A 25708-nucleotide genomic window follows, 5' to 3' on the forward strand; every position below is an offset into this window, starting at 1 on the left:
CAATAAAAATAAATAGTGTGTAAAATAAATCTATTTTTTTAACACAATTCATTTTTAAATTGTTGCTAAATTACTATATTTATGCAAAATTTATATATATGGAGATTTTAAGCTGTCCTAAATGCCAAAACAATCAGATAATAAAAAGTGGCATAATCAACAGTAAACAAAGGTACTTATGCAAAAAATGCAAGTATTTTTTTACGGTAAATAAAATAGGAAAAAAGATTGATGATTACTATGTTACCAAGGCTTTACAGCTGTATCTGGAAGGACTCAGTTTTCGGGAAATAGAGCGTATTCTGGGCGTTTCACATGTTACGATCAGCAATTGGGTAAAGTCCTTTAACATCAAAAAACCTTCGCATGCAAATTACCACCCTACTTATAAGATTTTTAGCCACTTAGAACTAGTGGAATATCTCAAAAATAAACAATTGTTATCCGGAGCAGGCATGATCATTACTGAATTGGGAGACAAGTTTATGCTCATAAAATGGGAACGATTCAAGGACTAACTATATCTCTTTACATAAAAATATATCAAAATTTTTTTCTAGAATTAAATAACTCAATTTGGCACTTTATTAACCAACCATTTAATAACCAAAATTTTATTTATGAAAAAAATATTTTTTATCGCGGCACTATTATTATTGTCGCTAAAAAGTTTTTCACAAGGCTCTACTGACTATGGCGCTGGATTGAAATTTAACCTGAACGAAGACGGTTCCAAATTCATGCGGGTAATTGCATGGAACCAGATCTGGATGCGTTCCTCTGCGATGAATCCAGGAACAATGATTGGCGGCGAAGCAACTTCAACCGCAACCGACATTGGTAATCGACGTTTGCGTTTTCTAGCTTATGCTCAAGTATCCAAAAGATACATGATCTTAACCCATTTTGGAATCAACAACCAAACTTTTATTAACGGTGGCGCAGCAGGATCCTCAGGTACTGGTGGCTACGGTGCCGGAAAAAAACCTGGCTTATTCTTTCATGACGCATGGAATGAATATGCAGTTGTATTACCAGAAAAAGATAAGAAATTTAGTTTTACCCTCGGAGCTGGATTGCACTACTACATGGGATTGTCTAGACTTACGATGGCTTCAACGCTAAACTTCTTAACCATAGACGCCCCTATTTTTAACTGGCCTTTAATAGAGAACTCCGATCAGTTTGCCAGACAAGTAGGTTTATTCGCTAAAGGAAAATACGGTAAGTTAGAATATAGAATGAGTTATAATAAACCGTATGCTACAAATTTAGTTCCTACTAATGTAACAGTGGCCGATAATGCAGTAGCGGTTGACAATAGCGGAAATACAAAATGGTCTAAAGCGGGTTATTTTGAGTATCAATTTTTAGATCAAGAAGCCAATGTATTGCCTTTTAAAGTAGGTAGCTATTTAGGAACTAAAAAAGTATTCAACATTGGTGCTGGTTTTTACACTGCACCTGATGCCACAAAAACTTCTGTAAACAGCACGATCAACAAACATGACATCAAACTTTTCTCTGCCGATGTTTTTCTTGATATGCCTATTGGAAAAAAAGAAAACAAAATGGCCGTTACAGCGTACAGTGTACTATATGATTATGATTTTGGTCCTAATTATTTGCGTAATGTTGGGATTATGAATATTGGCTCAGTAGATCCAAATTTCACAGGGAGTAGAGCTATAGCGGGAGCTGGAAATGCACAGCCAACGATGGGATCTGGAAATATTTGGTACACACAAGCAGGTGTTTTATTGCCATGTAAAGAAGCGAAACCTAAAATTCGTATCCAGCCTTTCGGTGCTGTTACCTATAAAAACTTTGATGCTTTGGAACAATCAAGCACACAGTTTGATGTAGGATCTAACTTTTTCATAGATGGACACCATGCCAAAATAACGGCACAATATTCAACTAGACCCGTATACACCTCTCTAACAAACCGCTCAGGATCATTAGGAGACTTCATAGTACAACTTCAAATTTATCTATAATCAATTTTAAAAATAACAATACATGAAAGAAAAATCAACAAAAGGAATTTGGAAAGTTATTTCCGCATCCTCAATGGGTACCATGATCGAATGGTATGACTTTTACATCTTTGGAAGTTTAGCAGTTGTAATTTCAACTAAATTTTTCCCTTCGGATAATCCAACAGCTGCTTTCCTGTCAACTTTGGCAACATTTGCAGCAGGGTTTGTAGTTAGACCATTTGGAGCCCTTTTCTTTGGAAGATTAGGAGATTTAATTGGGCGGAAATACACCTTCATGGTTACTTTACTTTTAATGGGTGGTGCTACCTTCTTGATAGGTTGTATTCCGAGTTATGAAACCATTGGATTTATGGCTCCTTTATTAGTATTAATTCTTCGTTTATTACAAGGTCTTGCTTTGGGTGGTGAATATGGCGGAGCCGCGACATACGTAGCAGAGCATGCCCCTGTAGGACAAAGAGGCTACTGGACTTCGTGGATTCAAACTACGGCAACAGTGGGTTTATTCATCTCTTTGATGGTGATTTTAGCCACCCGAAATATCCTTACGCCAGAGCAATTTGACGAATGGGGATGGAGAGTTCCGTTCTGGGTATCTATCATCATGGTTGGCGTTTCTTATTTAATTAGAAAAAATATGGATGAATCTCCTGTTTTTGCTAAAGCAAAAGCGGAAGGAAAAACTAGTACCAATCCATTGAAAGAAAGTTTTGGAAATCGTTACAATTTGAAATTTGTTTTATTAGCTTTATTTGGAGCTACTATGGGCCAAGGGGTCGTTTGGTACACCGGTCAATTCTATGCCATGAATTTCATGAAAACAGTAATGGCTATTGATTCGTCACAAGTTGACACTTTACTGGGAATTGCATTAATGCTTGGTACTCCATTTTTCATTCTTTTTGGTTGGTTAAGTGATAAAATAGGCCGAAAATACATCATGATGGGTGGGATGTTGTTAGCCATCATATTATACAGACCTATTTATAAAAGTATGTACGAAACTACCTCGATAGCCAATAAAACGGAAATGGTAGAAAAAACAACGCTAATCGCGGAGCTGAAAGAGAACAAGAAGCAAACCATGGACTCAATTTACACCACCAGTAAAGAGTATGCGGATGGAACTACTTTTCAAGAAATAAAAACCGTACATTTAGAAAACGGAATGGCGATGGTTGTAGATGGCAAACCAAAAGTAGACACCAAAACAACAATCAAAATTACAACTGCTGACGAATGGTCGTTAATATTTCTAGTCTTCGTTCAGGTCATATTTGTTACAATGGTATATGGTCCAATTGCGGCTTTCCTTGTAGAGATGTTCCCTGTAAAAATTAGATATACGTCTATGTCGTTGCCATACCACGTAGGAAATGGAATTTTTGGAGGACTGCTTCCTGCCATTTCAACCTATTTTGTTATAAATGCAAAAGAAGGCGGGAATCCGGAATTTTACCTCGAAGGACTTTGGTATCCAATTGTTATTGCTGCTATCAGCTTTGTAATTGGAATGGTTTACATTAAAAATAAAGACAAAAACGCTCACATTTAAAAAACACAGCTATGAATCAAATAAAAAGAATTTTAGGATTAGTTTGGATTGCATTAGCAGCTGCTGCAGCCTATTTTTGCATCTTCACTTTCGGATTGCCCAAATTTATGTCCGGTAAACAAGAGGATTTAGTATTCGGGATTATCATCCTATTCATACTCACCCCACTAATTGTTTTAGGATTGGGAACCTTTGGGTACTTCTCCTTAATGGGAGATTACGATGAAAAAAACGATTAATTAAATGCATTCCTTAAAAACAATCTCTGCATTTTTTTGCAGAGATTGTTTATTTTTTTACAATGAAAAAAAGACATGAACAAAAGCTGGTTATACTCTCAGTGTTAATCTTATTAGCATTGAATATTCCGCTTTTGCTATTATTTGACAGTTCTAAACCTATTTTTGGTTTACCCCTAATTTACCTCTACATTTTTTCGGCATGGCTATTTTCAATCGCTATAACCTACTTAATCATAAAAAGATATTATGAATAGCGTAGGGGTTTTACTGATTTTAGCGCTTTATGTCTCCATTTTATTTTACATAGCGCATTGGTCTGAAAAAAGAAGACATTCTAAATGGACTAACAATCCGTATGTCTATTCTTTTTCATTGGCAGTATATTGTACTGCTTGGACCTATTATGGCAGTATAGGAGTCGCAGCAGAAACAGGACTAGCCTATTTACCTATTTATTTAGGACCTATTATTATTATACCAACGTGGATGATCATCCTAAAGAGAATTATCCGAATTTCGAGAGTAAATAAAATCTCCAGTATAGCAGATTTTATTTCTTTACGATACGGAAACAGTAGATTTCTTGGAGCATTAGTCACCATGGTTTGTGTTATTGGGATACTTCCTTATATTTCACTACAACTAAAATCAATTTCAGATACCTTTCATATTGTCAGCAAAACACAATCAAGCGACAACATCTTTACGGATACAACTACATATGTGTGTCTTGCTTTGGCATTATTTGCCTCTTATTATGGAACACGCTACGTGGATGCTTCCGAAAAAAGACGTGGTATTGTAACTGCCGTAGCCATGGAATCAATCCTAAAATTAGTTTTCTTTTTAATGATTGGCATTTACGTAACCTTCTTTGTTTTTGATGGGTTTGATGATATTTATCAAAAAGCGAGTGTCCTTGAAAATTTTGACAAAAAAAATACCATTGGCGGGATTACAAACGGAATCAACTGGTTTTTCCTTTGTGTGTTGTCTATGTTTGCCATTTTTTTATTGCCAAGACAGTTTCACACCGCCATCGTAGAAAACAATAAAGAAAGCCACATTCGAACAGCCATTTGGCTTTTTCCACTCTATCTGTTGCTTTTTAATCTTTTTGTTTTCCCAATTGCTTGGGGAGGAAACATCTTATTTGAGGGGCAAGGACTCAATTCCGATACCTATTCATTGTTAATCCCACAATATTTCAACAACAACACCGTAATGGTTTTAGTCTTTCTGGGCGGATTTTCGGCAGCGATCTCAATGATAATCGTTTCCTCAATTGCGCTCGCCACTATGCTTAGTAACAACCTATTAATCCCTTATGGCTTTATAGGTTCACTCGAGAATGATTCCCAGAAAAAAAACAACAAACGCATCTTGATCAGTCGGAAAATAGGCATTTTTTCTCTCATTATCCTGGCGTATGCTATCTATCGAATTTTTATTCTGGACTACTCTTTGGTTTCCATAGGACTTGTCGCCTTTGTAGTAATCGCGCAATTGGCTCCTTCTTTTTTTGGTGCCATATTCTGGAAAAGAGGATCAAAAAATGGTGCTATAACAGGGATTTTATTTGGATTTATAACCTGTTTTTATACCCTTCTAGTTCCTTACGCCATTGGGATAACCGAATCAACAAGCTTATTCATTCAAGAAGGCCCTTGGGGAATTGAACTTCTAAAACCATTTCAGCTTTTCGGACTGGATTATTTAGAACCTATACCACATGCCGTTTTTTGGAGTTTATTAATCAATTTGATGAGTTATCTGGCCATTTCCGTTAGTTTTAAAGGGAATTACAGGGAACGCAATTATGCCGAAATGTTTGTAGACATCGACAAATACATTACCAATCATGAAAATGCTTTTATTTGGAAAGGAACGGCCTATATCTCCGACATTCAAAAAGTATTGCAGCGATTTCTAGGGGAAGAAAGAACAAAACGTGCACTGACCATTTTCAATTTGAAATACAACATAGACAAAGACATCACCACCGCCGATGCCCGATTTATAAAATTTGCTGAGAATTTATTGACGGGACACATTGGTACGGCTTCCGCCAAAATATTAATATCAAGCGTGGTCAAAGAAGACAAAATCAGTCTGCCAGAAGTGTTGCGAATTTTAGAAGAATCCAAAGAAAACATCATCATCAACAAAAAGCTGACAGACACCTCAAATGAATTAAAAAAAATATCCGAACAACTCAAAAATGCCAATTTGGAATTAATAAACAAAGACATTCAAAAAGATGAATTTCTTGACACTGTTACCCACGAATTGAGAACGCCAATAACCGCAATTCGTGCGGCAAGCGAAATCCTTCATGATGATGACGACATTCCAGAGGAGTTGAGAAAACAGTTTTTGCAAAATATCATTTCTGAGTCCGATCGTTTGAATCGTTTAATTGATAAAATTCTGGATTTAGAAAAATTTGAAACCGGAAAACAAAAAATTTACCTCTCTAAAAACAACATTTCAAAAACAATCAAAAAAACATTGAATTCCCTCCAGCAACTCCTAAAAAACAAAAACATAAATGTTGAATTTCAGGAGGAATCAAGAGAGATCAAAGCCTTTTATGACGAGGAACGAATCATTCAGGTGATTCACAATTTAGTATCCAATGCGATAAAATTCTGCGCTGAGACAAACGGGAAAATAGTGATTTCCATTCATGAAAACAAAGACAATATTGAAGTCAAAATACACAACAACGGCAAGGCAATTAAGAAAGAAGATTTTCAAGCTATTTTTGATAAATTTTATCAATCTCGAAACCAAAACGTAAAAAAACCAATAGGAAGCGGCTTGGGTTTAGCCATATGCAAACAAATAATAGAACATCACAAAGGTAAAATTTGGGCCGAAGACGATACCGCTGAAGGCGCCACATTCGTATTTACATTACCCAATTATAATACAACAGAAAATAATTAAAAATGAAAAAAATTTTAATTGTAGATGACGAACCAAATATTGTAATGTCATTAGAGTACACTTTCAAAAAGAACAATTTTGAAGTTTTCATTGCGCGCGACGGTCAGGAAGCATTGGATATTTTAAAAAATAAACTTCCGGATGTCATTATTCTTGATGTCATGATGCCTATGGTGGACGGGTATGCCACATTAGAGCAAATAAAAAAAGACGAACGGTTGCAGCATTGCAAAGTCATTTTCCTTTCGGCAAAAAACAAGGAAAAGGACATTGAAAAAGGCCTTTCATTAGGCGCTAATTTATATGTAGTCAAGCCTTTTTCAATCAAAAAGTTAGTCGACCAAGTTCATGAATTAATTCAATAAGAAACAAATTCAACACAATGACATACAAGGAAATTTATGAGGAAAGCATTGAGCAGCCAGAAAAATTCTGGGCTGAACAAGCTGATGCAATTGAGTGGTACAACAAACCGGAGACAATTTTGTCAAAAGACGAAAATGGCTATCCGCTTTGGTACAAAGATGGCGAATTGAACATTTGTTACCTGGCGTTAGACAAACACATTCAGGATGGCTGTGGGGACCAGGTCGCTTTTATTTATGACTCTCCGGTAACACAAACCGTAAAAAAATACACTTTTTCGGAAGTAAAAACCGAAGTTGCAAAACTCGCAGGAGGCATGCAATCACTGGGATTAAAAAAAGGCGACACCGCAATAATTTACATGCCCATGATTCCACAAACAGCTTTTGCCATGTTGGCTTGCGCAAGAATTGGCGTAATCCATTCCGTTGTTTTTGGAGGTTTTGCACCACATGAATTGGCCATCAGAATCGATGATTGCAAACCCCGGGCCATTATTACCGCTTCTTCGGGAATTGAAGTGGATCGTTTGATTGCGTACAAACCTTTGGTCGATCAAGCTATTGAACTCGCTTCACACCGACCAAAAAAAGTAATCGTTTTCAACAGAAAATTAGGCGCCCGAATTCCGTTTAAGAAATATGATGTAGATTATGATGCCTTGGTTTATGGCTCAGAAGAAACTCCTTGTGTTCCTGTAAATTCAAATCATCCGCTTTATATTTTGTATACTTCGGGAACGACGGGAAAGCCAAAAGGAATTGTAAGAGATACTGGTGGATATGCTGTGGCATTGAAATTCTCTATGAAATACATCTATAATGTCAAAGAAGGCGAGACTTTTTGGGCCGCATCAGATATGGGTTGGGCAGTAGGTCATAGCTACATCCTTTACGCTCCGTTATTAAATCGAAATACTACCATAATTTTTGAAGGCAAACCGATTAAAACTCCCGATGCGAGTACGTTTTGGAGAATAATTTCAGAGCATAAAGTGGGCACTATGTTTACGGCTCCTACCGCCATTAGAGCTATCAAAAAAGAAGATCCTGATGGAACATTCATCAAACAATATGATTTAAGTTGTCTCAAAAATCAATTTTTGGCGGGCGAACGTTGTGATAATGCCACTTTAGAATGGTATCAACAACACATTCCTATTCCTGTAATTGACCATTGGTGGCAAACAGAATCAGGCTGGCCAATGATTGCCAATTCTCTCGGCATTGAAAAAATGCCGGTGAAATTCGGTTCTGCCACAAAAGCAGTTTGCGGATATGATATTCGGATTTTCAATGAAAACGGTGACGAATTAAGCGCCAATGAAGAAGGCTTGGTTGTCATAAAATTACCTTTGCCTCCGGGAAATATGTTGGGTATCTGGGAAAACGAAGCCCGTTTTAAAGCCAGTTATTTCAGCAAATTTGATGGCTATTATCTATCTGGTGATGGTGGTTATAAAGATGAGGACGGTTATATTTTCATCACCGGAAGAACGGATGATGTTATCAATGTAGCAGGACACCGCTTATCTACAGCTGAAATGGAAGAAGTTGTTGCTTCCCACCGATTCGTTGCAGAGTGTGCGGTCATTGGAATTCAAGATGATTTGAAAGGACAAATTCCGTTGGCATTGGTCGTAACGAAATTAGATATTGCAATAGAGCATTATCAATTGGAGCAAGAAATTATTAAATTGATTCGCCAGCAAATTGGAGCGGTCACTTCTTTACGAAATGTAGTTATTGTAACGCGCTTACCAAAAACGCGCTCGGGAAAAACCCTTCGGAAACTACTGCGCAACATTGCAGATGGTGCCGAATTCCAAATTCCGTCGACCATTGACGACGAATCGATTGTGGAAGAAATTATCACCGCATTAAAAAAGTATAAAATAGGAATTAACAACATATAAAATTTATCAATAATCATGAGTTACTATAAAATTAATAATCTAGAAGAGTACTTTAAACATTACAAAAAATCAATTCGTGAACCGGGAAAATTCTGGGACAAAGTGGCCTCAGAGAATTTTACTTGGTACCAGCAATGGGATAAAGTAGTTGATTTCAATATGGCTGACGCCGAAATAAAATGGTTTACCAATGCCAAAGTAAACATTGTAAAAAACTGTATCGACAGGCATCTTGCTAAAAAAGGAGATAAAACAGCTATCATTTTTGAACCGAATGACCCAAATGAAGAGGCATTGCATATTTCATATAATGAGTTATACGAGCGTGTTTGCAAAATGGCGAATGTCTTAAAGGAGCAAGGCATACAAAAAGGAGATCGGGTTTGTATTTATTTACCCATGATTCCTGAATTAGCGATTACCACTCTGGCCTGCGCCAGAATTGGAGCAATCCATTCGGTTGTTTTTGCAGGATTTTCCGCCTCGGCAGTTGCCGCAAGAATCAATGACAGCGAATGTAAAATGGTCATCACTTCAGATGGTGGGTATCGCGGGAATAAAACCATCGATTTAAAAAGTATCGTTGACGAAGCCTTATTGAATTGCCCTTGTGTAGAGAACGTTTTAGTAGCTAAAAGAATCAACTCCACTATCCACATGAAAGAAGGTCGTGACCAATGGCTGCAACCACTTTTAGACCAAGCTTCGAATAACAATGTGGCTGAAATCATGGATGCCGAAGATCCTTTGTTCATCCTTTATACTTCCGGTTCAACAGGAAAACCAAAAGGAATGGTTCACACTACAGCCGGTTATATGGTGTATTCCGCATATACGTTCAAGAACGTTTTTAATTATGAAGACAATGATATTTTCTGGTGTACCGCTGATATTGGCTGGATTACCGGACATTCCTATATTCTTTACGGCCCGTTATTGAACGGAGCTACGACCGTAATTTTCGAAGGCGTTCCGTCTTATCCTGATTTCAGTCGCTTTTGGCAAACCATCGAAAAACACAAAGTTACCCAGTTTTACACGGCGCCAACAGCGATTAGAGCTTTAGCAAAAGAAAGCATCGAATACGTGCAACGCTACCAGTTGACCTCTTTGAAAGTAATTGGATCTGTAGGAGAACCCATCAATGAGGAAGCATGGCACTGGTACAACAACCACGTAGGCGATAAAAAATGTCCTGTGGTAGATACGTGGTGGCAAACGGAAACCGGAGGAATTATGATCTCACCAATTGCCTTTGTAACCCCGACAAAACCTACTTATGCTTCATTACCTTTACCGGGAATCCAACCCGTTTTGATGGATGAAAAACGAAATGAAATAGAAGGGAATCAGGTTACCGGAAGTTTGTGTATTAAATTTCCTTGGCCAGGAATTGCAAGAACAATTTGGGGCGATCATCAACGGTATAAAGAAACCTATTTTTCTACCTTTCCAGGTAAATATTTCACTGGCGACGGCGCTTTGCGTGACGAGGTTGGGTATTACAGAATCACTGGACGTGTAGATGATGTAGTAATTGTTTCCGGACACAATCTGGGGACTGCCCCTATTGAAGATGCCATCAATGAACATCCTGCTGTTGCGGAATCAGCCATTGTAGGTTTCCCGCATGATATCAAAGGAAATGCGTTGTATGGTTTTGTAATTCTAAAAGAAACCGGAGAATATCGCGACAGAGAAAACCTGAGTAAAGAGATCAACCAACACATATCCGATCACATAGGACCCATTGCCAAATTAGACAAAATCCAGTTTGTTTCCGGTTTGCCAAAAACCCGTTCCGGAAAAATCATGCGCAGAATTTTGCGTAAGATTGCTGAAGGGGATTATTCTAATTTTGGCGATACCTCAACCTTGTTAAATCCTGAAATTGTGGAGGAAATCAAAGACGGTAAAATTTAATATTTAGTTATAATTGTAGTTAAAAACTGCTTCATTTATGGAGCAGTTTTTTTATACAAAAAAGGCTGCCTTTTTATGGACAGCCTTTTCAATCTTCAAGGTATTCTTAATTTTTCAACAGTTTCAATACTTTCATTTCATTATTTTCATCAAATGTTTTTACGATGTAAAGTCCTTGATTCAAATCACTAACCAAAAATTGAGATCCTGCCGTTTTATTGGTATCAAAACTTTTTACCAATTGTCCCGTGATAGAAAATACCTGCACTTTAGCAGTTGTTTCATTCAACGTAAAATAATCAGATGCCGGATTTGGATACAACACAATCGTTGGTGCTTTTTCGTAATCCGCTATTGCCAATGATGCTGTTTTATTCCCATAGATTTTAAATTCCCCCGGTTTCAAAGTAATTGCAACTGAGGTACTGATTACATTAATAGATGTATTGTCCATCAAATTGTACCATGTTCCGGTGTATGGAAACCCGGAAGGAGCATTTTTTGGCGTCACATCAAAATTAGCTACAATCAATACATCTTTCAGTTGTGTTGATGCTAGTGCACTGTTGGTAATTTTGATATTCGGTAATAACGAACTGCTATTATTGATTGTTACAGTTCCTAAAAACACAGGTTCTTCGGTCTTCATCGTAATCATTTTTGCCCAGTCGTCGTAAATTATGCTTCTGCTGGTATCTCCAAGCCATTTACCCGTCCATTGTGGCTGTGGCTTAGTGTCTAATTTACAATCCCCGGATGTACCATCAGAAGGAGAGTTCACAGTTCCATTATTGCAGGTAAAAATAGAAGAATTCCATCCTAATTCTCCAAATTGCCAAATCATTTTTGGCCCTGGAACCAATAAAGAAACAGCTCCTAATGCAGACATTCTGGATAAAGCTACAGTAAGGGTTCGTACATTATGGTCCGGAGTGGTATTGTTTCCTGCTTGCACATTATTGTACATTAAGCGCTCCTCATCATGACTCTCTGCATAGCCCATCAATCGGTGTGCAGTAAATCCTCGACTTGATGAACTCATTCTTGAAATATTACCTGCATACCCTTTTGTAAGATTGTTATAGTCAAAAGTCATTATTCCCCACATCATCACGCCTTTACTTGGCGTTTCATTCAACCTGTAATTAGCCCATTGTTGTTCTTCCTCATTACCACCCAAATGTTCGAAAATAACGTAGTGATTTGGATCTAAATTCCAAGAATAATCGGCATATTTTTTCAATACATCTATTCTATCTTGTTGTAAACTGCCGGTACAATTTTCTTGCCCGCCAGCTACGTTCGCTGGACAATTTTGTGTAAAACCTTTGGTTAAATCCCAACGGAAACCGTCAATTTTATATTCTTCAACCCATTGTTTAATGACCCGTTGTACATAATTTTGTGTTCTGGGCAGTTGATGATTAAAATCTTCCCCCACACTATAACTGTGCATCGCTGTTGTATTAAAATAAGGATTTTCAGTGGAAGGCGAGCCCCAACCATTGCCGTCAGGATCATTCATCCACATGCGAAGCATTGGGTTTCTACCAAAAGCGTGATTTAGCGCCACATCAAGAATAACAGCAATTCCGTTTTGATGGCATAAATCAATAAACTCTTTCAATTTATCCGAAGTGCCATAGAATTTATCCAAAGCCATGTGAAAAGAGGTATTGTAACCCCAACTTTCATTACCTTCAAACTCCATTACTGGCATTAATTCAATCGCATTTATCTTCAAATTTTTGAAATAATCGATTTTATTAATCAAGTCCTGATAGCTTTTATTGGCATCAAAATCACGCACTAACAATTCATAAACTACTAATTTTTCTTTAGCTGGTTTAACAAAGTTTGTAGTGGCGCTACTCCAAGCGTAAGCAGCTTTCCCGGTTTGCAAAACGGTTACTTCACGTTCCTGACCAACGGGATATACCGGAAGATTTGGATAATTTACAGATGAAATCCCTGGATCATCAAAAGGAGATAAAACCAAAGTGGAATAAGGATCCGCAGTTTTTACTAAACCAGGCGAACCGGCCAAGGGAGTTGCGTCCCCCACCCAATATTGATACATGTAATTTGTCCCCGAGACCAATCCGGTTAATTCTAACCAAAATTTACCGCTGGTTGGGTCTTTTTTCATAGAGTGCGCTGATGTTGGCTGCCAGTTATTAAAACTCCCTGCTACATAAATAAAATCTTTTAAAGGTGCATCCAACACTAAAGTTGCTTTTGTCGCATCACCAGTATTGTAATTAATTCCGTCTAACAAACCATTAGCCATCGCGGCACTTATCGTTCCCGTATTTACAATCACACTGAATTTTTTAGTAATAACAGTAGTTCCTTGAGTAACTTCCAACTCATAGATTTGATTTCCGGTGATATTTGTGTGATTAAAAGTATAACTGGAAGCAGCTGTATTTATGTTTAAAGTTGTTCCGTTTGCCTTCAAAACATAACTGGCATTTCCGCCTGTATTAGAAGCTGAAATATTCAAACTGCCACCAGATGCAATAATTGTCGAACTGTTTTCTGCGGGTGCATTTAGTGTCACTTGGTACGCACCAACTTCAACAAAATTATCCTGGGATTTTTTATCTCCCGTTCCATCTTTCGCTTTTACTAGGAATCCTATTCTACCAATTCCATTTCTGTTATAAAAAACATTTGGTGTAAACGTTTTAGTATAAGTATTCGTAGCCGAATTATAGGCAAAACGGTTGGCTTCGTTAGACGCAGTCCAAGTGCCATTAGTGGGGCAATCTATACTGTTGGCATCATTGATATCCAGAGACCAAGTCCACATATACAAAGCATTCCCGGTAATTCCCCAAGCTGCTTCATCCACATTATTACCAGTAATAGTGATTGTTACGGATGTTGTTTCTTCAAAAGTGGCCGGACTTATCGAATACGCGATGGTTTGTTGTTGCGCAGTAGCTACAATTGAAAGAAAGAACAATAAAAAAAGTAGATTTTTTTTCATGGCTAAGTATTAATTAAATTAAAAACTAAAAAAAAGGGCTACCCATAGATAGCCCTTAAAAATTTTTGAAATAAATTATCCTTGATTAGGAATCATTAAATAACTACCATCTAAATCATTAAAATAGATTTTGTATTTAGATTTTGCAACCGGTAGGTCACCTCCACTTGTTCCGTTATTTGGGAATCCTGAAAAAGCAGTGTTTCCACCCCAACTTACGTCCCATGCATTATTTGCTCTAAATTTAGCTTTACCATCATTTAATGGCAACAAATTTAATGACCAAACATGAGAATTGAACGTAGATTGGGTTAATGCTGTTGAAGCATCCCATTTTAATGGTGTGCTATCTCCAATGATACCTACGGTAGTGAAAGTTTTAGCAGCAGCTGCATTATACGTCACTAAAGTGTATTTTAATGTTTCAGTATTCATTGTAAAAGTATAATAGCCTTCCGTTGCAATAGTAAAAGATGCTGGATCTGGATCAGCTTCTGTAGGTCTAGCCACAATAGCACCATTATCTCCTTTACCATACATTGGAGCCCATTGTCCAAGTGTAGAAATTAATTTGAATGCACCCGCTTTGAAAAATCCAGTAAATTGATACAAACTTGGGTTTGTTCCGCTTCTGAATAAAGGTTGGTTTTTATTATTATTGTTCCATCCTGAAGCAGTTGCGTCGCCTACAAAATACCAGTCTTTAAATGCGTAAGGAATTAATCCAGTGTACGCATTAACTAAAATAGTCAGTGGAGTTTTAGACATCATTTTTTCAATTCCTGCTAAACTAGAAACTACTTTGACATCATAAGAACCCAGTTGATCAGGTGTTCCTCCCAATTGAATTACTGCTTGATTCAATGTTTTTACAGTTACTTCAATTTGAGTTGCTCCAGAAGTTCCTCCTAATTCAATTGCTTTTGTAAAATTTCCTCCTTTAACATCCATCAAAAGTTTGTACCCAATCTCTACATTACCAGCATAAGTTGCTTTGGTCCACACAAAACGTTCTATAACATCTTCCGCATTTTCTTCTAGTAAAACGTATGATTTATCATTTTCAGGCGCCACTAATTCAGGAGTATCCACTCCTTGAATTACTGGTCTGTCTTCTACATCCTCTACGCTACAAGACAAGGTAAGAACTGCGAATAAGGCAATTACTGATTTAGTTATATTTTTCATTTTTTATTTATTATTTAAATTTTATTAATACCCAGGGTTTTGTTTCAATTTATTGTTTGATGCTAATGCTGTAGCAGGAATAGGAAATAAATTTTTAAATGCTTGCGTTGGCGCACCACCCGCTACATTTCCTTTCCAAGGCCACACATAACTACCGCCTGTAAATTTACCAAAACGAATTAAATCCGTTCTTCGGTGTCCTTCCCAGTGCAGTTCTTTTGCTCGCTCGTCTAGAATCAGGTTAGCACCTGCAGCATCCGCAGTAAGAGCGCTTATCGTTGAAGCATTCGCTCTGGTTCTTAAAGCATTTACATATCCTCTGGCAGTTCCTAGATCTCCTACTTTACCAACTACCGCACATTCAGCATACATTAAATACGCATCGGCTAAACGGAACATTGGAAAATCAGAATCAGAAAAGTCTCCTGATTTATCTGAGCCCTGAACTCCGTTTACCGTCACATTTCTAAATTTCTGAATTGCGTATCCATCAGTAAATGTACCAATGTCAGCAATTTCTTTAGTTTGTCCATCGGTATAAAATTGACCTCTTGCGTCTGTAGTATTTTCACTAAACTTATTTACAAATGCTGATGTTGTTCTGATACCAGCCCAACCACCATTGATTCCAAATTCAGAAGCCTTCATAGTACCACCAACTGGTGCATGCGTCAAGAAAGTAGTCCCACCATACGTTTGCGTTCTTAGTCCATCAAAAGCAATTGCAAAAATGAATTCGTTTTGAGCTCCGTTTCTATCATTATCCGCAAAAAATAATTGGTTATAATTGTTGTGTAAAGTATACCCTGATCCTATTACTTTAGTAATCAAAGGCAATGCTCCTGCATAATTATCAGTACCAATATATACTTTAGCATTCATGTATAACTTAGCTTGTAACATCCAGGCAGCAGCTTGATCCACACGATACGCCTCATTTGATTTTGGCGCTTTCAATTCTGGAATAATTGCTGTTAATTCGGCATCCACAAATTTGTACAATTCTGCTCTTGACGCATATTCCGGGTAGTAAAAACTCGTTGGGGAATCTTCAGTAACCAAAGAACCTCCGCCAAACATATCAATCAAGTGCCAATAGGTGAATGCTCTAATAAAACGCGCTTCTGCTCTGTAGGTTTTAATCTTTGCTATCAAAGCGGCATCAAGACCTCTGGAGGCTAATTTAGCATCCGTAGTTTGTCTTAAAAACTCATTACAGTTTACAATTTGAAAAGAAAATCGAGCAAATGTAGCCGTGATAAAACGGTCTAAAGAAGTCCATGTTTGTGAATGAAGGTCTTTTATTGTTCCGTCATTCCAGGCAATAACCGCTTCATCTGTTGTTAATTCCTGCATCAACCAGATCCCTCTGATGTATTGACTTTCCCCTTCATCAATTCCGGAGATATCTGGAGAACCAGCTGCAGTTTGCCCTGAAGTAGCAAATCCTGCGTATAACTTGGCTAGATTTTGTTTGTACGATTCCGGGGTGCTAAAAAACTGTTCTCCCGGAACTGCAACACTACTTGCCGGGGCTTGGCTCAAATCATCTGTACACGATGAGAATACCATCACGCACAGTAACAAAGAAATGCCCAATAATTTTATTTGTATCTTTTTCATTTTTCTTGCTATTTGTATTAGAAATTAACGTTTAAACCTAACGTGAAAGTAATTGGTCGTGGGTATAAATTTCCGTCTATACCTTGAGTCCTTCCAAGAACATCAACAACCTCCGGATCTAATCCTTGATATTTAGTTATTAACAAAACATTTTGTGCTGACAATGTCAATTTAACTAATGAAGACGTATTCTCTTTTTGATTGAAAGTATATCCAACACTTACGTTGTCTAATCTTACAAAAGACGCGTCTTGAATGTAATAATCAGATTCGAAACGTTTGGTATCATTAGATCTGAAACCTGTTTCCAAAACATTTTCAACTCCGTTTGACAAATCTGTGTTTCTGATCAAAATATTATTGAAAGATCCTTTACTGGAATCCACATTGTTGTAATTGTAATTACCCCATGATCCTCTCCAGTTCATGCCCATATCAAAATTTTTGTAGGTCACACTAGTGTTAAACCCGTAAAAAACATCTGCTGCCGGTTTATGAAAACGGTATTTATCCAACTCTGATATTATTCCATCTTGATTTCTGTCAACATACACCCCATCTAAAGGTTTTCCGTTTACACCATACGCTTGCTCATACACGTAAAAAGAACTTGGTGCATAACCCACTTGGTGATTTTGAATAAAATTTCCGGTAGCACCTTCATAGCCTCCAACATTAATTCCTGGCGTATTAGGAAGTGTAGTAGTCAGCTTAGTGATTTTAGACTCTTGAAAGGTTACGTTTCCGCCAATTCTCCATTCAAAATCATCAGAACGAAATGGGATTACTTCTGCAGCAATCTCAATCCCCCTATTTTCAATTGTTCCTACGTTATAATTGTCAAAATTTGAAAACCCGAAGAATGATGGGTTTTGTGTGTACAATAATAAATCTTGTGTAGTTCTTTTGTACAAATCAACACTACCATTGATTCTATTGTTCAAAAATCCAAAATCCAACCCTGCATTCACAGTAGTGGTTTGTTCCCATTTCAAATTACTATTGTACGGCTGTGGTCTGTAAGTAGTGTAAAACTGACTTCCAAACGGGTATTGAGCAGCAGTATTAGAGGCTAAATACAACGGAATAGAAGGATAACTTATTCCAATATCCTGTTGTCCGGTAATACCCCAACCCCCACGAATTTTTAAGGTAGAAATACTACTTACGTCTTTCAAGAAGTTTTCTTCGTTCAGTTTCCAAGCCAAAGCAACGGCAGGGAAATTAGCCCAACGATTCGATTCTGTAAATCTTGAAGTACCATCACGTCTATAGGACAAAGTCACTAAATACTTATCGGCGATATTAATATTAGTTCTTGCAAAGAAAGACTGCAAGTTGATACGAGACGGGAAATTAGGATCTACCGTAGTGTTATTACTCTGAAAATTAAAATTGGAAGAGTAAAAAGTCTCTCTGAAATCTTGGTAGGAATACCCACCGGTAACATCAAAAACGGTATTGATCGATTCTACTTTTTTGTTGTAATTTAAGTACAAATCCATCAATTTATTGAACCGTGATTGGGTTTTTTCATACGTATTCTTGAAACCGGAACCGGAAAGTCCATTCAAAAAATTAGCTTCTGTATTACCAAATGAACGTCCTGTTAATTGATCGTATCCAAAATTAGCTACTGCTTTTAATTCTGGTAAAAAATGCATTTTATATTCGGTTTGAATATTTCCAATGCTTCTGTACGCTGTTCCAAAACTGTTTTGTTGTTCGATTTGAGACAATGGGTTTCTGCCTGCCAATTGGTTGATTTCAGTTGGAGACGTATACCATTGAAAAAAGGTTCCGTCAGGATTTCTTACCGCCTGTGTTGGATCAAAACGAATGGCTGAACCAATGGCACCACGATTACTATAATTACTATTAATCAGAGACGTATTATTATTCAATTCTATCTTTAAATGATCGTCAAAGAAGTTTCCGGTTATACCAGCAGACATTGTAGTACGCTCCATGTTATCTCTTTTTAAGATACCATTCAAATTAGCATATCCCACAGAGGCTCTGTACACTATATTATCAGAACCACCGCTTAGGGCAATATTATGATCTGTACCAATAGCTGTTCTGAATATTTCATCCTGCCAATCTGTATCAGCAGCACCCATCAACGCAATTTGAGCAGCATTTCCGTTAGCCGTTACAAAATCTCTGAATTGTGTACTTGATAAAGCATCTACTTTATTCGTGATTTCAGAAACCTGGAAGTTTGCATTATAATTAATTTGCATTTCCCCTGCTTTACCTTTTTTGGTAGTAATTATAATTACCCCATTCGAAGCACGAGATCCGTAGATAGCAGTTGCCGAAGCATCTTTCAAAACCGTAATCGATTCAATATTATTTTGATTAATAGTACTCAAAGGATTTCTACTTCCTTCTACGCCACCAGCAGCAACCGGTACACCATCAATAACATACAACGGATCGTTATTAGCAGATAGTGAAGAGCCACTTCTAATTCTAATAGTTGCACCTTCACCTGGAGAACCTCCTCCATTAATAACCTGCAAACCAGCTACTTTCCCTGTTATCATTTGATCTGCAGAAGTAACAGGTCCTTTATTAAAATCTTTGGAAGTCAGCACGGTTACCGCTCCTGTAGCATCTTTTTTCTTAACAGTCCCGTAACCCACTTGGATCACCACTTCTTTTAATTGATTGGCATCTTCTTCTAAAGACACGTTTAATGAATTTTGAGCAACATAAGTCACGACCGTATTGGTGTAACCAATATAAGAGAACACAATTTTATCCCCTCTTTTTACATTAGACAACTGATATTTACCATCAAAATCAGTAGAAACACCATTATTTGTACCCTGTACATTTATGTTTACTCCCGGAATTGGCTCTCCTGACACTTTATCAAGAACGGTTCCGCCAACAATATTCTGAGCCAGAACACTAAAAGGGAGCAGCAGTACTAAAATCAACAACTTTTTATAAATTGTTTTCATACATTTTCTTTAATTTAATTGAATTTTCCTTGAATTTTCAAGCGTAACTATTACTTCGAATGTTAAATTTATGTAAATTTTTGCACGCCCGACAAGAGCCCTTTTTAATTGGGTTACGAAAACGTAATAGTGTTGAAAACTTTCTGATTTATTTAAATTTTAACCCGTTTAATTACCATTTGTAAAATTAAATTTTATCTTTATTACGAAATAAAATTTTACTCCCTCTCCACATGAAAAGGAAAATAACGCTTAAACAAATTGCCAAAGAATTAGACGTTTCTATTTCTACCGTTTCTAAGTCATTACGGAACAGTCCAGAAATAGGCGAGGAAACCAGACTTAAAGTACAAGCTTTCGCCAAATTTTACAATTACAAACCCAATAATATTGCGCTGAGCCTAAAAAACAGAAAAACAAAAACCATTGGAATTATCATCCCGGAAATTGTGCATCATTTCTTCTCCACGGTCATTAATGGAATTGAACAAGTGGCCAATGAAAACGGGTATAGCGTACTCATTTGCCTCTCAGACGATTCCTTTGATAAAGAAGTCCTGAATATGGAAATGCTCGCTAACGGCAGTATTGACGGATTCATTATGTCACTGTCTAAAGAAACCCAATTCAAAGGCGATTTTCACCACATTACAGAAGTCATCAATCAGGGAATGCCTGTAGTCATGTTTGACAGAGTTACGAACGATATCCTTTGCGACAAAGTCATTATAGACGATCAATCTGCAGCCTATGAAGCCGTTCAGAGCTTGATTGATAAAGGACGGAAAAAAATCGCCTTAGTTACCACTGTTGATTATGTGAGTGTGGGTAAACTTCGCACAGATGGTTATATCAAAGCATTACTGGACAATGACATCCCCTTCAATGAAAATCTTATTATCAAAATTGAAGATGTTGATACCTGCGAAATCACCATTGGAAAACTATTAGAAGACAAAGCCATTGATGCCGTCTTTGCAGTAAACGAACTTTTTGCAGTAACGATAATTAAAACTGCCAATAAAATAGGATTAAATGTTCCTAAAGACTTAGCCGTTATTGCCTTTACAGATGGTATCATTTCTAAATATTCTACACCTACTATTACTACTGTAAGTCAGAATGGTATCAAAATGGGAAATAAAGCGGCAAAAATGCTGATTGAAAGACTCGAATCTGAGGAAGATGAAGAAGATGAAAATTACAAAACTGAAGTAATTGAAACGCATCTGATAGAAAGAGAATCTACACATTAGATATTATACGTTTTCAGTTGCCTTCATAAAACTGCGACTGAAAACTGTGACTAATTTTTAAAACAGCTGTATTATATTCAGTACTACAACCTTGTAGTGAAAAATGTTTCTTTTTATTTGTATCTGAAAAACAAAAGTTTAAAATATATTTTTATATTTACCCCATCAAAGCCTCACTTTTACTTCGAAAATAAGACAAGTTTTGATAAGCATATCGCTTATCGTATTAATTTATAAATTACGATAATGGAAAAGCGTAGATTAAGTTTCTGGCAAATTTGGAACATGAGTTTCGGATTTCTGGGAATACAGATGGGTTTTGCACTGCAAAATGCTAATGCCAGCAGAATTCTTCAGATTTTTGGTGCTGATGTGCACGAACTATCCTGGTTTTGGATCATTGCCCCGTTGATGGGACTTATTGTACAGCCCATCATAGGCCATTACAGTGATAAAACGTGGGGAAAATTTGGAAGACGAAAACCCTTCTTTTTAGTGGGTGCTTTGTTGGCCTCCATTGGTTTAATATTAATGCCGCAAGCCGAAATTTTCATTGCTCTTTTGCCTGCCTTATGGGTAGGTGCCGGAATGTTGATGATTATGGATGCCTCTTTCAATATTGCTATGGAACCTTTCAGGGCTTTAGTAGGCGACAATTTAAGAACGGATCAAAGAACACTTGGATTTAGCGTACAAACCGCCTTAATTGGTTTCGGTGCCGTGATTGGTTCTTGGCTGCCTTATGTTTTGACGAATTGGTTTGGCGTTTCCAATAGAGATAAGGATGGCGGTGTTCCCATGCATTTGATTTTATCTTTTGTAATAGGAGCTGTTATACTTATAGGTTCTATCCTGGTTTCCATTTTTTCTACCAAAGAATATTCTCCGGAAGAGCTAGCCCAATTTGAAGACGAAATGGCGCATCAGAAAACCAAAGTGGCTGATGCCAATGCTAAAGAATCCAGCGTACTGGACATTTTTGATGATTTCAGAAAAATGCCTACCACGATGCGGCAATTGAGCTGGGTACAATTTTTCTCTTGGTTTGGTTTGTTTGGAATGTGGGTTTTTACCACTCCGGCCATAGCCCATCATATTTATGGTTTACCTATTTCGGACAGCAAAAGTGAGGCGTATCAAAACGCAGGAGACTGGGTTGGCGTGTTGTTTGGTATTTACAATTTGGTTTCTGCTTTCTATGCTTTTGCGTTGCCTTATATCGCAAAAAAAATCGGAAGAAAATTAACCCATTCCCTATCCCTTATTATTGGTGGCCTTGGATTAATTTCGATCTATTTTGTCCCTAACGAAAACTGGCTTATTCTTTCTATGGTTGCAGTGGGTATCGCTTGGGCTAGTATTCTATCTATGCCGTATGCCATATTAGCCGGATCAATCTCCCCAATGAAAATGGGAGTTTACATGGGTATTTTCAACTTCTTTGTCGTTATTCCCCAAATTATCAATGCCTTAATTGGCGGACCATTAGTTAAATATGTATACCATGACAATGCCATATTTGCATTAGTCACTAGTGGTGTCAGCTTTTTGATTGCTGCTATTTTAGTAGTTAAAGTACAAGATGTTGATGACCTAATAAAACAATAATCAATGAATACAAAAGCATTTATATTCGACCTAGACGGAGTGATTGTAGACACGGCTAAATACCATTATTTAGCGTGGCAAAAAATTGCAAATGAATTAAATATCGAATTTACACTGGAACACAACGAATTACTAAAAGGAGTCAGCCGGGTGCGCTCTTTGGATATTATATTAGAACTAGGAAAAGTAACCGCCTCACAAGAAGACAAAGACCAATGGTTAGTCCAAAAAAACGAGGAATACTTATCTTATTTAGTGGATATGAATGAAAGTGAGATTCTTCCGGGAGTTTTTGAAATTTTAAAATTTTTAAAACAAAACAACCAACCCATCGCATTGGGTTCAGCCAGTAAAAACGCCAGACCCATTCTGGAAAAAACAGGACTACTCTCTTATTTTGACGCTGTTGTAGACGGAAATGATGTGACCAATGCGAAACCCGATCCGGAAGTATTCTTAATGGCCGCAAAATTATTAAAAATAAAACCAGAAGATTCAATTGTTTTTGAAGATTCAGTCGCAGGAGTTCAAGCGGCGAATATTGGTAATATGACCAGCATAGGAATTGGGGAAGCAACTACTTTGCACGAAGCAAAATACATCTTCAACGATTTTACAGCTATCGATACCCAATTCATAGAAGAATTAATTAACAAATAACGAAACAAATTCAAAAAAGTAAAAAGGATAATATTATTTGTGCATCACAATAATTTTTGAATTTTTAATCTTTGAATTTTTAAATTATAAAAAATGAATCAAGATTATATAAAACCAGACAATTGGTCTATCATAGAAGAAGGATTTGATGCCGAGTGTGTAAAATCATCTGAAAGTCTGTTCAGCATTGGCAACGGTGCTATGGGACAACGGGCTAATTTTGAAGAAAATTATACTGGTGAAACATTTCAGGGAAGTTATGTTGCAGGAATTTATTATCCGGATAAAACCAAAGTGGGCTGGTGGAAAAACGGGTATCCGGAATACTTTGCTAAAGTTTTGAATGCACCAAACTGGATTGGAATTGATATTGAAATCAATGGAGAAAAATTAGATTTGAATACCTGTGCTGAAGTCAAAAACTTTCGTCGGGAGCTGAACATGAAAGAAGGTTGGTACCACCGTTCTTTTGAAGCCACTTTAAAAAACGGAACCGAAATCGCAGTTAGTATTCGTCGTTTTCTTTCAATCGTGTTGGATGAAGTTGGGGTTATCAATTATGAAATTACCCCTTTGAACAAAGATTCAAAAATCGTTTACAAACCTTATATTGATGCTGGTGTAACCAATGAAGATGCGAACTGGGAAGAAAAATTCTGGGAACCGCTAGATGTAAGAAAATCAGGAAATGAAGCTTTTGTAACGGCACAAACCTTCAAAACACATTTCAAAGTAACCACTTTCATGCAAAATAGCATTTTTACAAGTGGTGAAAAAACGGGAATTTCTCCTTCTAATATTGATGCAACTGCTGACAAAATTCAGTTTAGTTATGATGTAATTGTGGGACAGGGTCAAAAATCATCGATCCAAAAAATTGGCGGATATACGGTTTCTTTAAACCATGAAAATACCATTACTGCTGCCGAAAAAGTGATTCAATCCGCTTTAGCAGTAGGCTATGACCAAATGTTGCAGGACCAGATTGATGCTTGGGCAAAAATTTGGGAAATGTCAGACATTACAATTGATGGCGATGTCAAGGCACAACAAGGAATTCGTTTCAATATTTTCCAATTAAACCAGACCTATTTAGGCAAAGATTCCCGATTGAATATTGGTCCAAAAGGTTTCACCGGAGAAAAATACGGTGGATCAACGTATTGGGATACCGAAGCCTATTGCATTCCGTTTTACATGGCGACGAAAGATCAGGAAGTGGCTCGGAATTTATTGACGTACCGTTACAATCAATTGGATAAAGCCATTGAAAACGCTACTAAATTAGGATTTACTAACGGAGCAGCTTTGTATCCAATGGTGACGATGAACGGCGAGGAATGTCATAACGAATGGGAAATTACTTTTGAAGAAATTCATAGAAACGGAGCTATCGCTTTTGCCATTTATAACTTTTACAGATACACTGGCGATTACAGTTATATTCCTGAAAAAGGACTGGAAGTGTTAATAGGAATTGCTCGTTTCTGGCATCAAAGAGCGAATTTTTCGACTAATTTAAACCAATATGTAATTCTTGGCGTTACGGGTCCAAACGAATATGAGAACAATGTAAACAATAATTTTTACACCAATTATATTGCAAAATGGTGTCTGGAATATACCTACGAACAAATTCAGAAAGTGTCGCTGGAATATCCTTCGGATCACAAAAGAATTACCGAAAAGGTAAAAATCTCCGATTCCGAATTACAGTCTTGGAAAAAAGTTTCGGACAATATGTACTTCCCTTTTTCTGAAGAATATAATGTGTACTTGCAACAAGACGGTTTCTTGGACAAAGAATTGGTTCGAGTAGCTGATTTGGATAAAAGCCAAAGACCCATCAATCAGAAATGGTCTTGGGATAGAATTTTGCGTTCCCCATACATCAAACAAGCCGATGTTTTGCAGTGTTTTTATTTCTTTGAAGAGCATTTTTCGAAAGAAGAACTAAAAAACAATTTTGAATTTTACGAATCCTTTACGGTCCATGAGAGCTCCCTTTCGCCTTGCGTACACTCGATTCAAGCCGCTTTATTAGACAAAATGGACATGGCGTACTCGTTCTATTTGAGAACGTCACGTCTGGATCTTGATGATTACAATAAAGAGGTCGAAGAAGGGTGTCATATAACATCAATGGCCGGAACATGGATGAGTATCGTAGAAGGTTTTGGCGGAATGAGAGTTAAAGATGATACGCTTCATTTTTCTCCAAAAATTCCAAAACAATGGAAAGGCTATTCGTTTAAAATCAACTTTAGAAATCAAATTCTGAAAGTAGCGATCAATCATAAAGAGACTTCATTTACAATTCTTGGAGATAAAGAATTGGAAATTGTGGTAAATGGCAAGACTCTTGTGGTCACTACTGAAAATTTAGTCTCCGTAAACTAACATTTGCTAGAACTTGTAGTTAATTCTATCATTTGAACCCAAGCCTT

General features: G+C 37.1%; 16 protein-coding genes. 12 read left to right on the forward strand and 4 right to left on the reverse strand.

Going from position 1 to position 25708, the window contains the following annotated elements:
• Positions 1 to 98: 98 nt before the first annotated feature.
• From EKM00_RS02480 to acs, 8 genes are all read left to right on the forward strand, one after another.
• The gene (locus tag EKM00_RS02480) at positions 99 to 518 is read left to right on the forward strand and encodes an IS1/IS1595 family N-terminal zinc-binding domain-containing protein (RefSeq protein ID WP_126453860.1); all 420 of its coding nucleotides are present in this window, start codon (positions 99 to 101) and stop codon (positions 516 to 518) included.
• Between the two features lie 102 nt (positions 519 to 620).
• Positions 621 to 2000: a porin gene (locus tag EKM00_RS02485; RefSeq protein WP_126453862.1), complete on the forward strand. Its 1380-nt coding sequence runs from the start codon at positions 621 to 623 to the stop codon at positions 1998 to 2000.
• 22 nt (positions 2001 to 2022) lie between these two features.
• Entirely contained in the window at positions 2023 to 3558 is a 1536-nt protein-coding gene (locus tag EKM00_RS02490; RefSeq protein WP_126515118.1) for an MFS transporter, read from the forward strand.
• An 11-nt stretch (positions 3559 to 3569) separates the two neighbouring features.
• A complete protein-coding gene (locus EKM00_RS02495) occupies positions 3570 to 3797 on the forward strand; it encodes a DUF6814 family protein (protein ID WP_126515119.1) in 228 nt (75 codons plus the stop codon).
• A 249-nt stretch (positions 3798 to 4046) separates the two neighbouring features.
• Positions 4047 to 6752, forward strand: a complete 2706-nt coding sequence (locus EKM00_RS02505; RefSeq protein WP_126515120.1) for an ATP-binding protein — start codon at positions 4047 to 4049, stop codon at positions 6750 to 6752.
• Positions 6753 to 6754: 2 nt separating this feature from the next.
• A complete protein-coding gene (locus EKM00_RS02510) occupies positions 6755 to 7117 on the forward strand; it encodes a response regulator transcription factor (protein ID WP_126453872.1) in 363 nt (120 codons plus the stop codon).
• 17 nt (positions 7118 to 7134) lie between these two features.
• On the forward strand, positions 7135 to 9033 hold the full coding sequence (locus EKM00_RS02515) for an AMP-binding protein (protein WP_126515121.1): 1899 nt from the start codon (positions 7135 to 7137) through the stop codon (positions 9031 to 9033).
• Between the two features lie 15 nt (positions 9034 to 9048).
• Positions 9049 to 10956, forward strand: coding sequence for an acetate--CoA ligase (gene acs, locus EKM00_RS02520; RefSeq protein WP_126458363.1), 1908 nt, complete (start codon positions 9049 to 9051; stop codon positions 10954 to 10956).
• Positions 10957 to 11062: 106 nt separating this feature from the next.
• On the opposite strand, the gene EKM00_RS02525 is transcribed toward acs, so the two are convergent.
• The 4 genes from EKM00_RS02525 to EKM00_RS02540 all read right to left on the reverse strand — a co-directional run bounded on the left by EKM00_RS02525 (position 11063) and on the right by EKM00_RS02540 (position 19737).
• Positions 11063 to 13951: an alpha-amylase family glycosyl hydrolase gene (locus EKM00_RS02525; protein WP_126515122.1), complete on the reverse strand. Its 2889-nt coding sequence runs from the start codon at positions 13949 to 13951 to the stop codon at positions 11063 to 11065.
• 75 nt (positions 13952 to 14026) lie between these two features.
• A complete protein-coding gene (locus tag EKM00_RS02530) occupies positions 14027 to 15139 on the reverse strand; it encodes a SusE domain-containing protein (protein WP_126458358.1) in 1113 nt (370 codons plus the stop codon).
• A gap of 24 nt (positions 15140 to 15163) precedes the next feature.
• Positions 15164 to 16762 carry a RagB/SusD family nutrient uptake outer membrane protein gene (locus EKM00_RS02535; protein ID WP_126458356.1) on the reverse strand — a complete coding sequence of 533 codons (1599 nt, stop codon included), beginning with the start codon at positions 16760 to 16762 and terminating at the stop codon, positions 15164 to 15166.
• Positions 16763 to 16779: 17 nt separating this feature from the next.
• Complete coding sequence (locus tag EKM00_RS02540; RefSeq protein ID WP_126515123.1) at positions 16780 to 19737, reverse strand: SusC/RagA family TonB-linked outer membrane protein; 2958 nt, start codon at positions 19735 to 19737, stop codon at positions 16780 to 16782.
• Between the two features lie 233 nt (positions 19738 to 19970).
• Here EKM00_RS02540 and EKM00_RS02545 point away from each other — a divergent pair, with 233 nt between their 5' ends.
• The 4 genes from EKM00_RS02545 (at position 19971) to EKM00_RS02560 (ending at position 25661) form a co-directional block, all read left to right on the forward strand.
• The gene (locus tag EKM00_RS02545; RefSeq protein WP_126515124.1) at positions 19971 to 20993 is read left to right on the forward strand and encodes a LacI family DNA-binding transcriptional regulator; all 1023 of its coding nucleotides are present in this window, start codon (positions 19971 to 19973) and stop codon (positions 20991 to 20993) included.
• 246 nt (positions 20994 to 21239) lie between these two features.
• Positions 21240 to 22601: an MFS transporter gene (locus EKM00_RS02550; RefSeq protein ID WP_126515125.1), complete on the forward strand. Its 1362-nt coding sequence runs from the start codon at positions 21240 to 21242 to the stop codon at positions 22599 to 22601.
• A 3-nt stretch (positions 22602 to 22604) separates the two neighbouring features.
• The gene (gene pgmB, locus EKM00_RS02555; protein ID WP_126515126.1) at positions 22605 to 23261 is read left to right on the forward strand and encodes a beta-phosphoglucomutase; all 657 of its coding nucleotides are present in this window, start codon (positions 22605 to 22607) and stop codon (positions 23259 to 23261) included.
• A 93-nt stretch (positions 23262 to 23354) separates the two neighbouring features.
• Positions 23355 to 25661, forward strand: a complete 2307-nt coding sequence (locus EKM00_RS02560) for a glycoside hydrolase family 65 protein (protein WP_126515127.1) — start codon at positions 23355 to 23357, stop codon at positions 25659 to 25661.
• Positions 25662 to 25708: the final 47 nt, after the last annotated feature.

Source organism: Flavobacterium sp. RSP15 (genome assembly GCF_003968755.1).
Taxonomy (GTDB): domain Bacteria; phylum Bacteroidota; class Bacteroidia; order Flavobacteriales; family Flavobacteriaceae; genus Flavobacterium.

What these genes read in the sequence shown, in the direction of transcription:
- EKM00_RS02480 (WP_126453860.1), top strand. Translation starts at nt 99, where the DNA reads ATGGAGATTTTAAGCTGTCCTAAATGCCAAAACAATCAGATAATAAAA.
- EKM00_RS02485 (WP_126453862.1), top strand. Translation starts at nt 621, where the DNA reads ATGAAAAAAATATTTTTTATCGCGGCACTATTATTATTGTCGCTAAAA.
- EKM00_RS02490 (WP_126515118.1), top strand. Translation starts at nt 2,023, where the DNA reads ATGAAAGAAAAATCAACAAAAGGAATTTGGAAAGTTATTTCCGCATCC.
- EKM00_RS02495 (WP_126515119.1), top strand. Translation starts at nt 3,570, where the DNA reads ATGAATCAAATAAAAAGAATTTTAGGATTAGTTTGGATTGCATTAGCA.
- EKM00_RS02505 (WP_126515120.1), top strand. Translation starts at nt 4,047, where the DNA reads ATGAATAGCGTAGGGGTTTTACTGATTTTAGCGCTTTATGTCTCCATT.
- EKM00_RS02510 (WP_126453872.1), top strand. Translation starts at nt 6,755, where the DNA reads ATGAAAAAAATTTTAATTGTAGATGACGAACCAAATATTGTAATGTCA.
- EKM00_RS02515 (WP_126515121.1), top strand. Translation starts at nt 7,135, where the DNA reads ATGACATACAAGGAAATTTATGAGGAAAGCATTGAGCAGCCAGAAAAA.
- acs (WP_126458363.1), top strand. Translation starts at nt 9,049, where the DNA reads ATGAGTTACTATAAAATTAATAATCTAGAAGAGTACTTTAAACATTAC.
- EKM00_RS02525 (WP_126515122.1), bottom strand. Translation starts at nt 13,951, where the DNA reads ATGAAAAAAAATCTACTTTTTTTATTGTTCTTTCTTTCAATTGTAGCT.
- EKM00_RS02530 (WP_126458358.1), bottom strand. Translation starts at nt 15,139, where the DNA reads ATGAAAAATATAACTAAATCAGTAATTGCCTTATTCGCAGTTCTTACC.
- EKM00_RS02535 (WP_126458356.1), bottom strand. Translation starts at nt 16,762, where the DNA reads ATGAAAAAGATACAAATAAAATTATTGGGCATTTCTTTGTTACTGTGC.
- EKM00_RS02540 (WP_126515123.1), bottom strand. Translation starts at nt 19,737, where the DNA reads ATGAAAACAATTTATAAAAAGTTGTTGATTTTAGTACTGCTGCTCCCT.
- EKM00_RS02545 (WP_126515124.1), top strand. Translation starts at nt 19,971, where the DNA reads ATGAAAAGGAAAATAACGCTTAAACAAATTGCCAAAGAATTAGACGTT.
- EKM00_RS02550 (WP_126515125.1), top strand. Translation starts at nt 21,240, where the DNA reads ATGGAAAAGCGTAGATTAAGTTTCTGGCAAATTTGGAACATGAGTTTC.
- pgmB (WP_126515126.1), top strand. Translation starts at nt 22,605, where the DNA reads ATGAATACAAAAGCATTTATATTCGACCTAGACGGAGTGATTGTAGAC.
- EKM00_RS02560 (WP_126515127.1), top strand. Translation starts at nt 23,355, where the DNA reads ATGAATCAAGATTATATAAAACCAGACAATTGGTCTATCATAGAAGAA.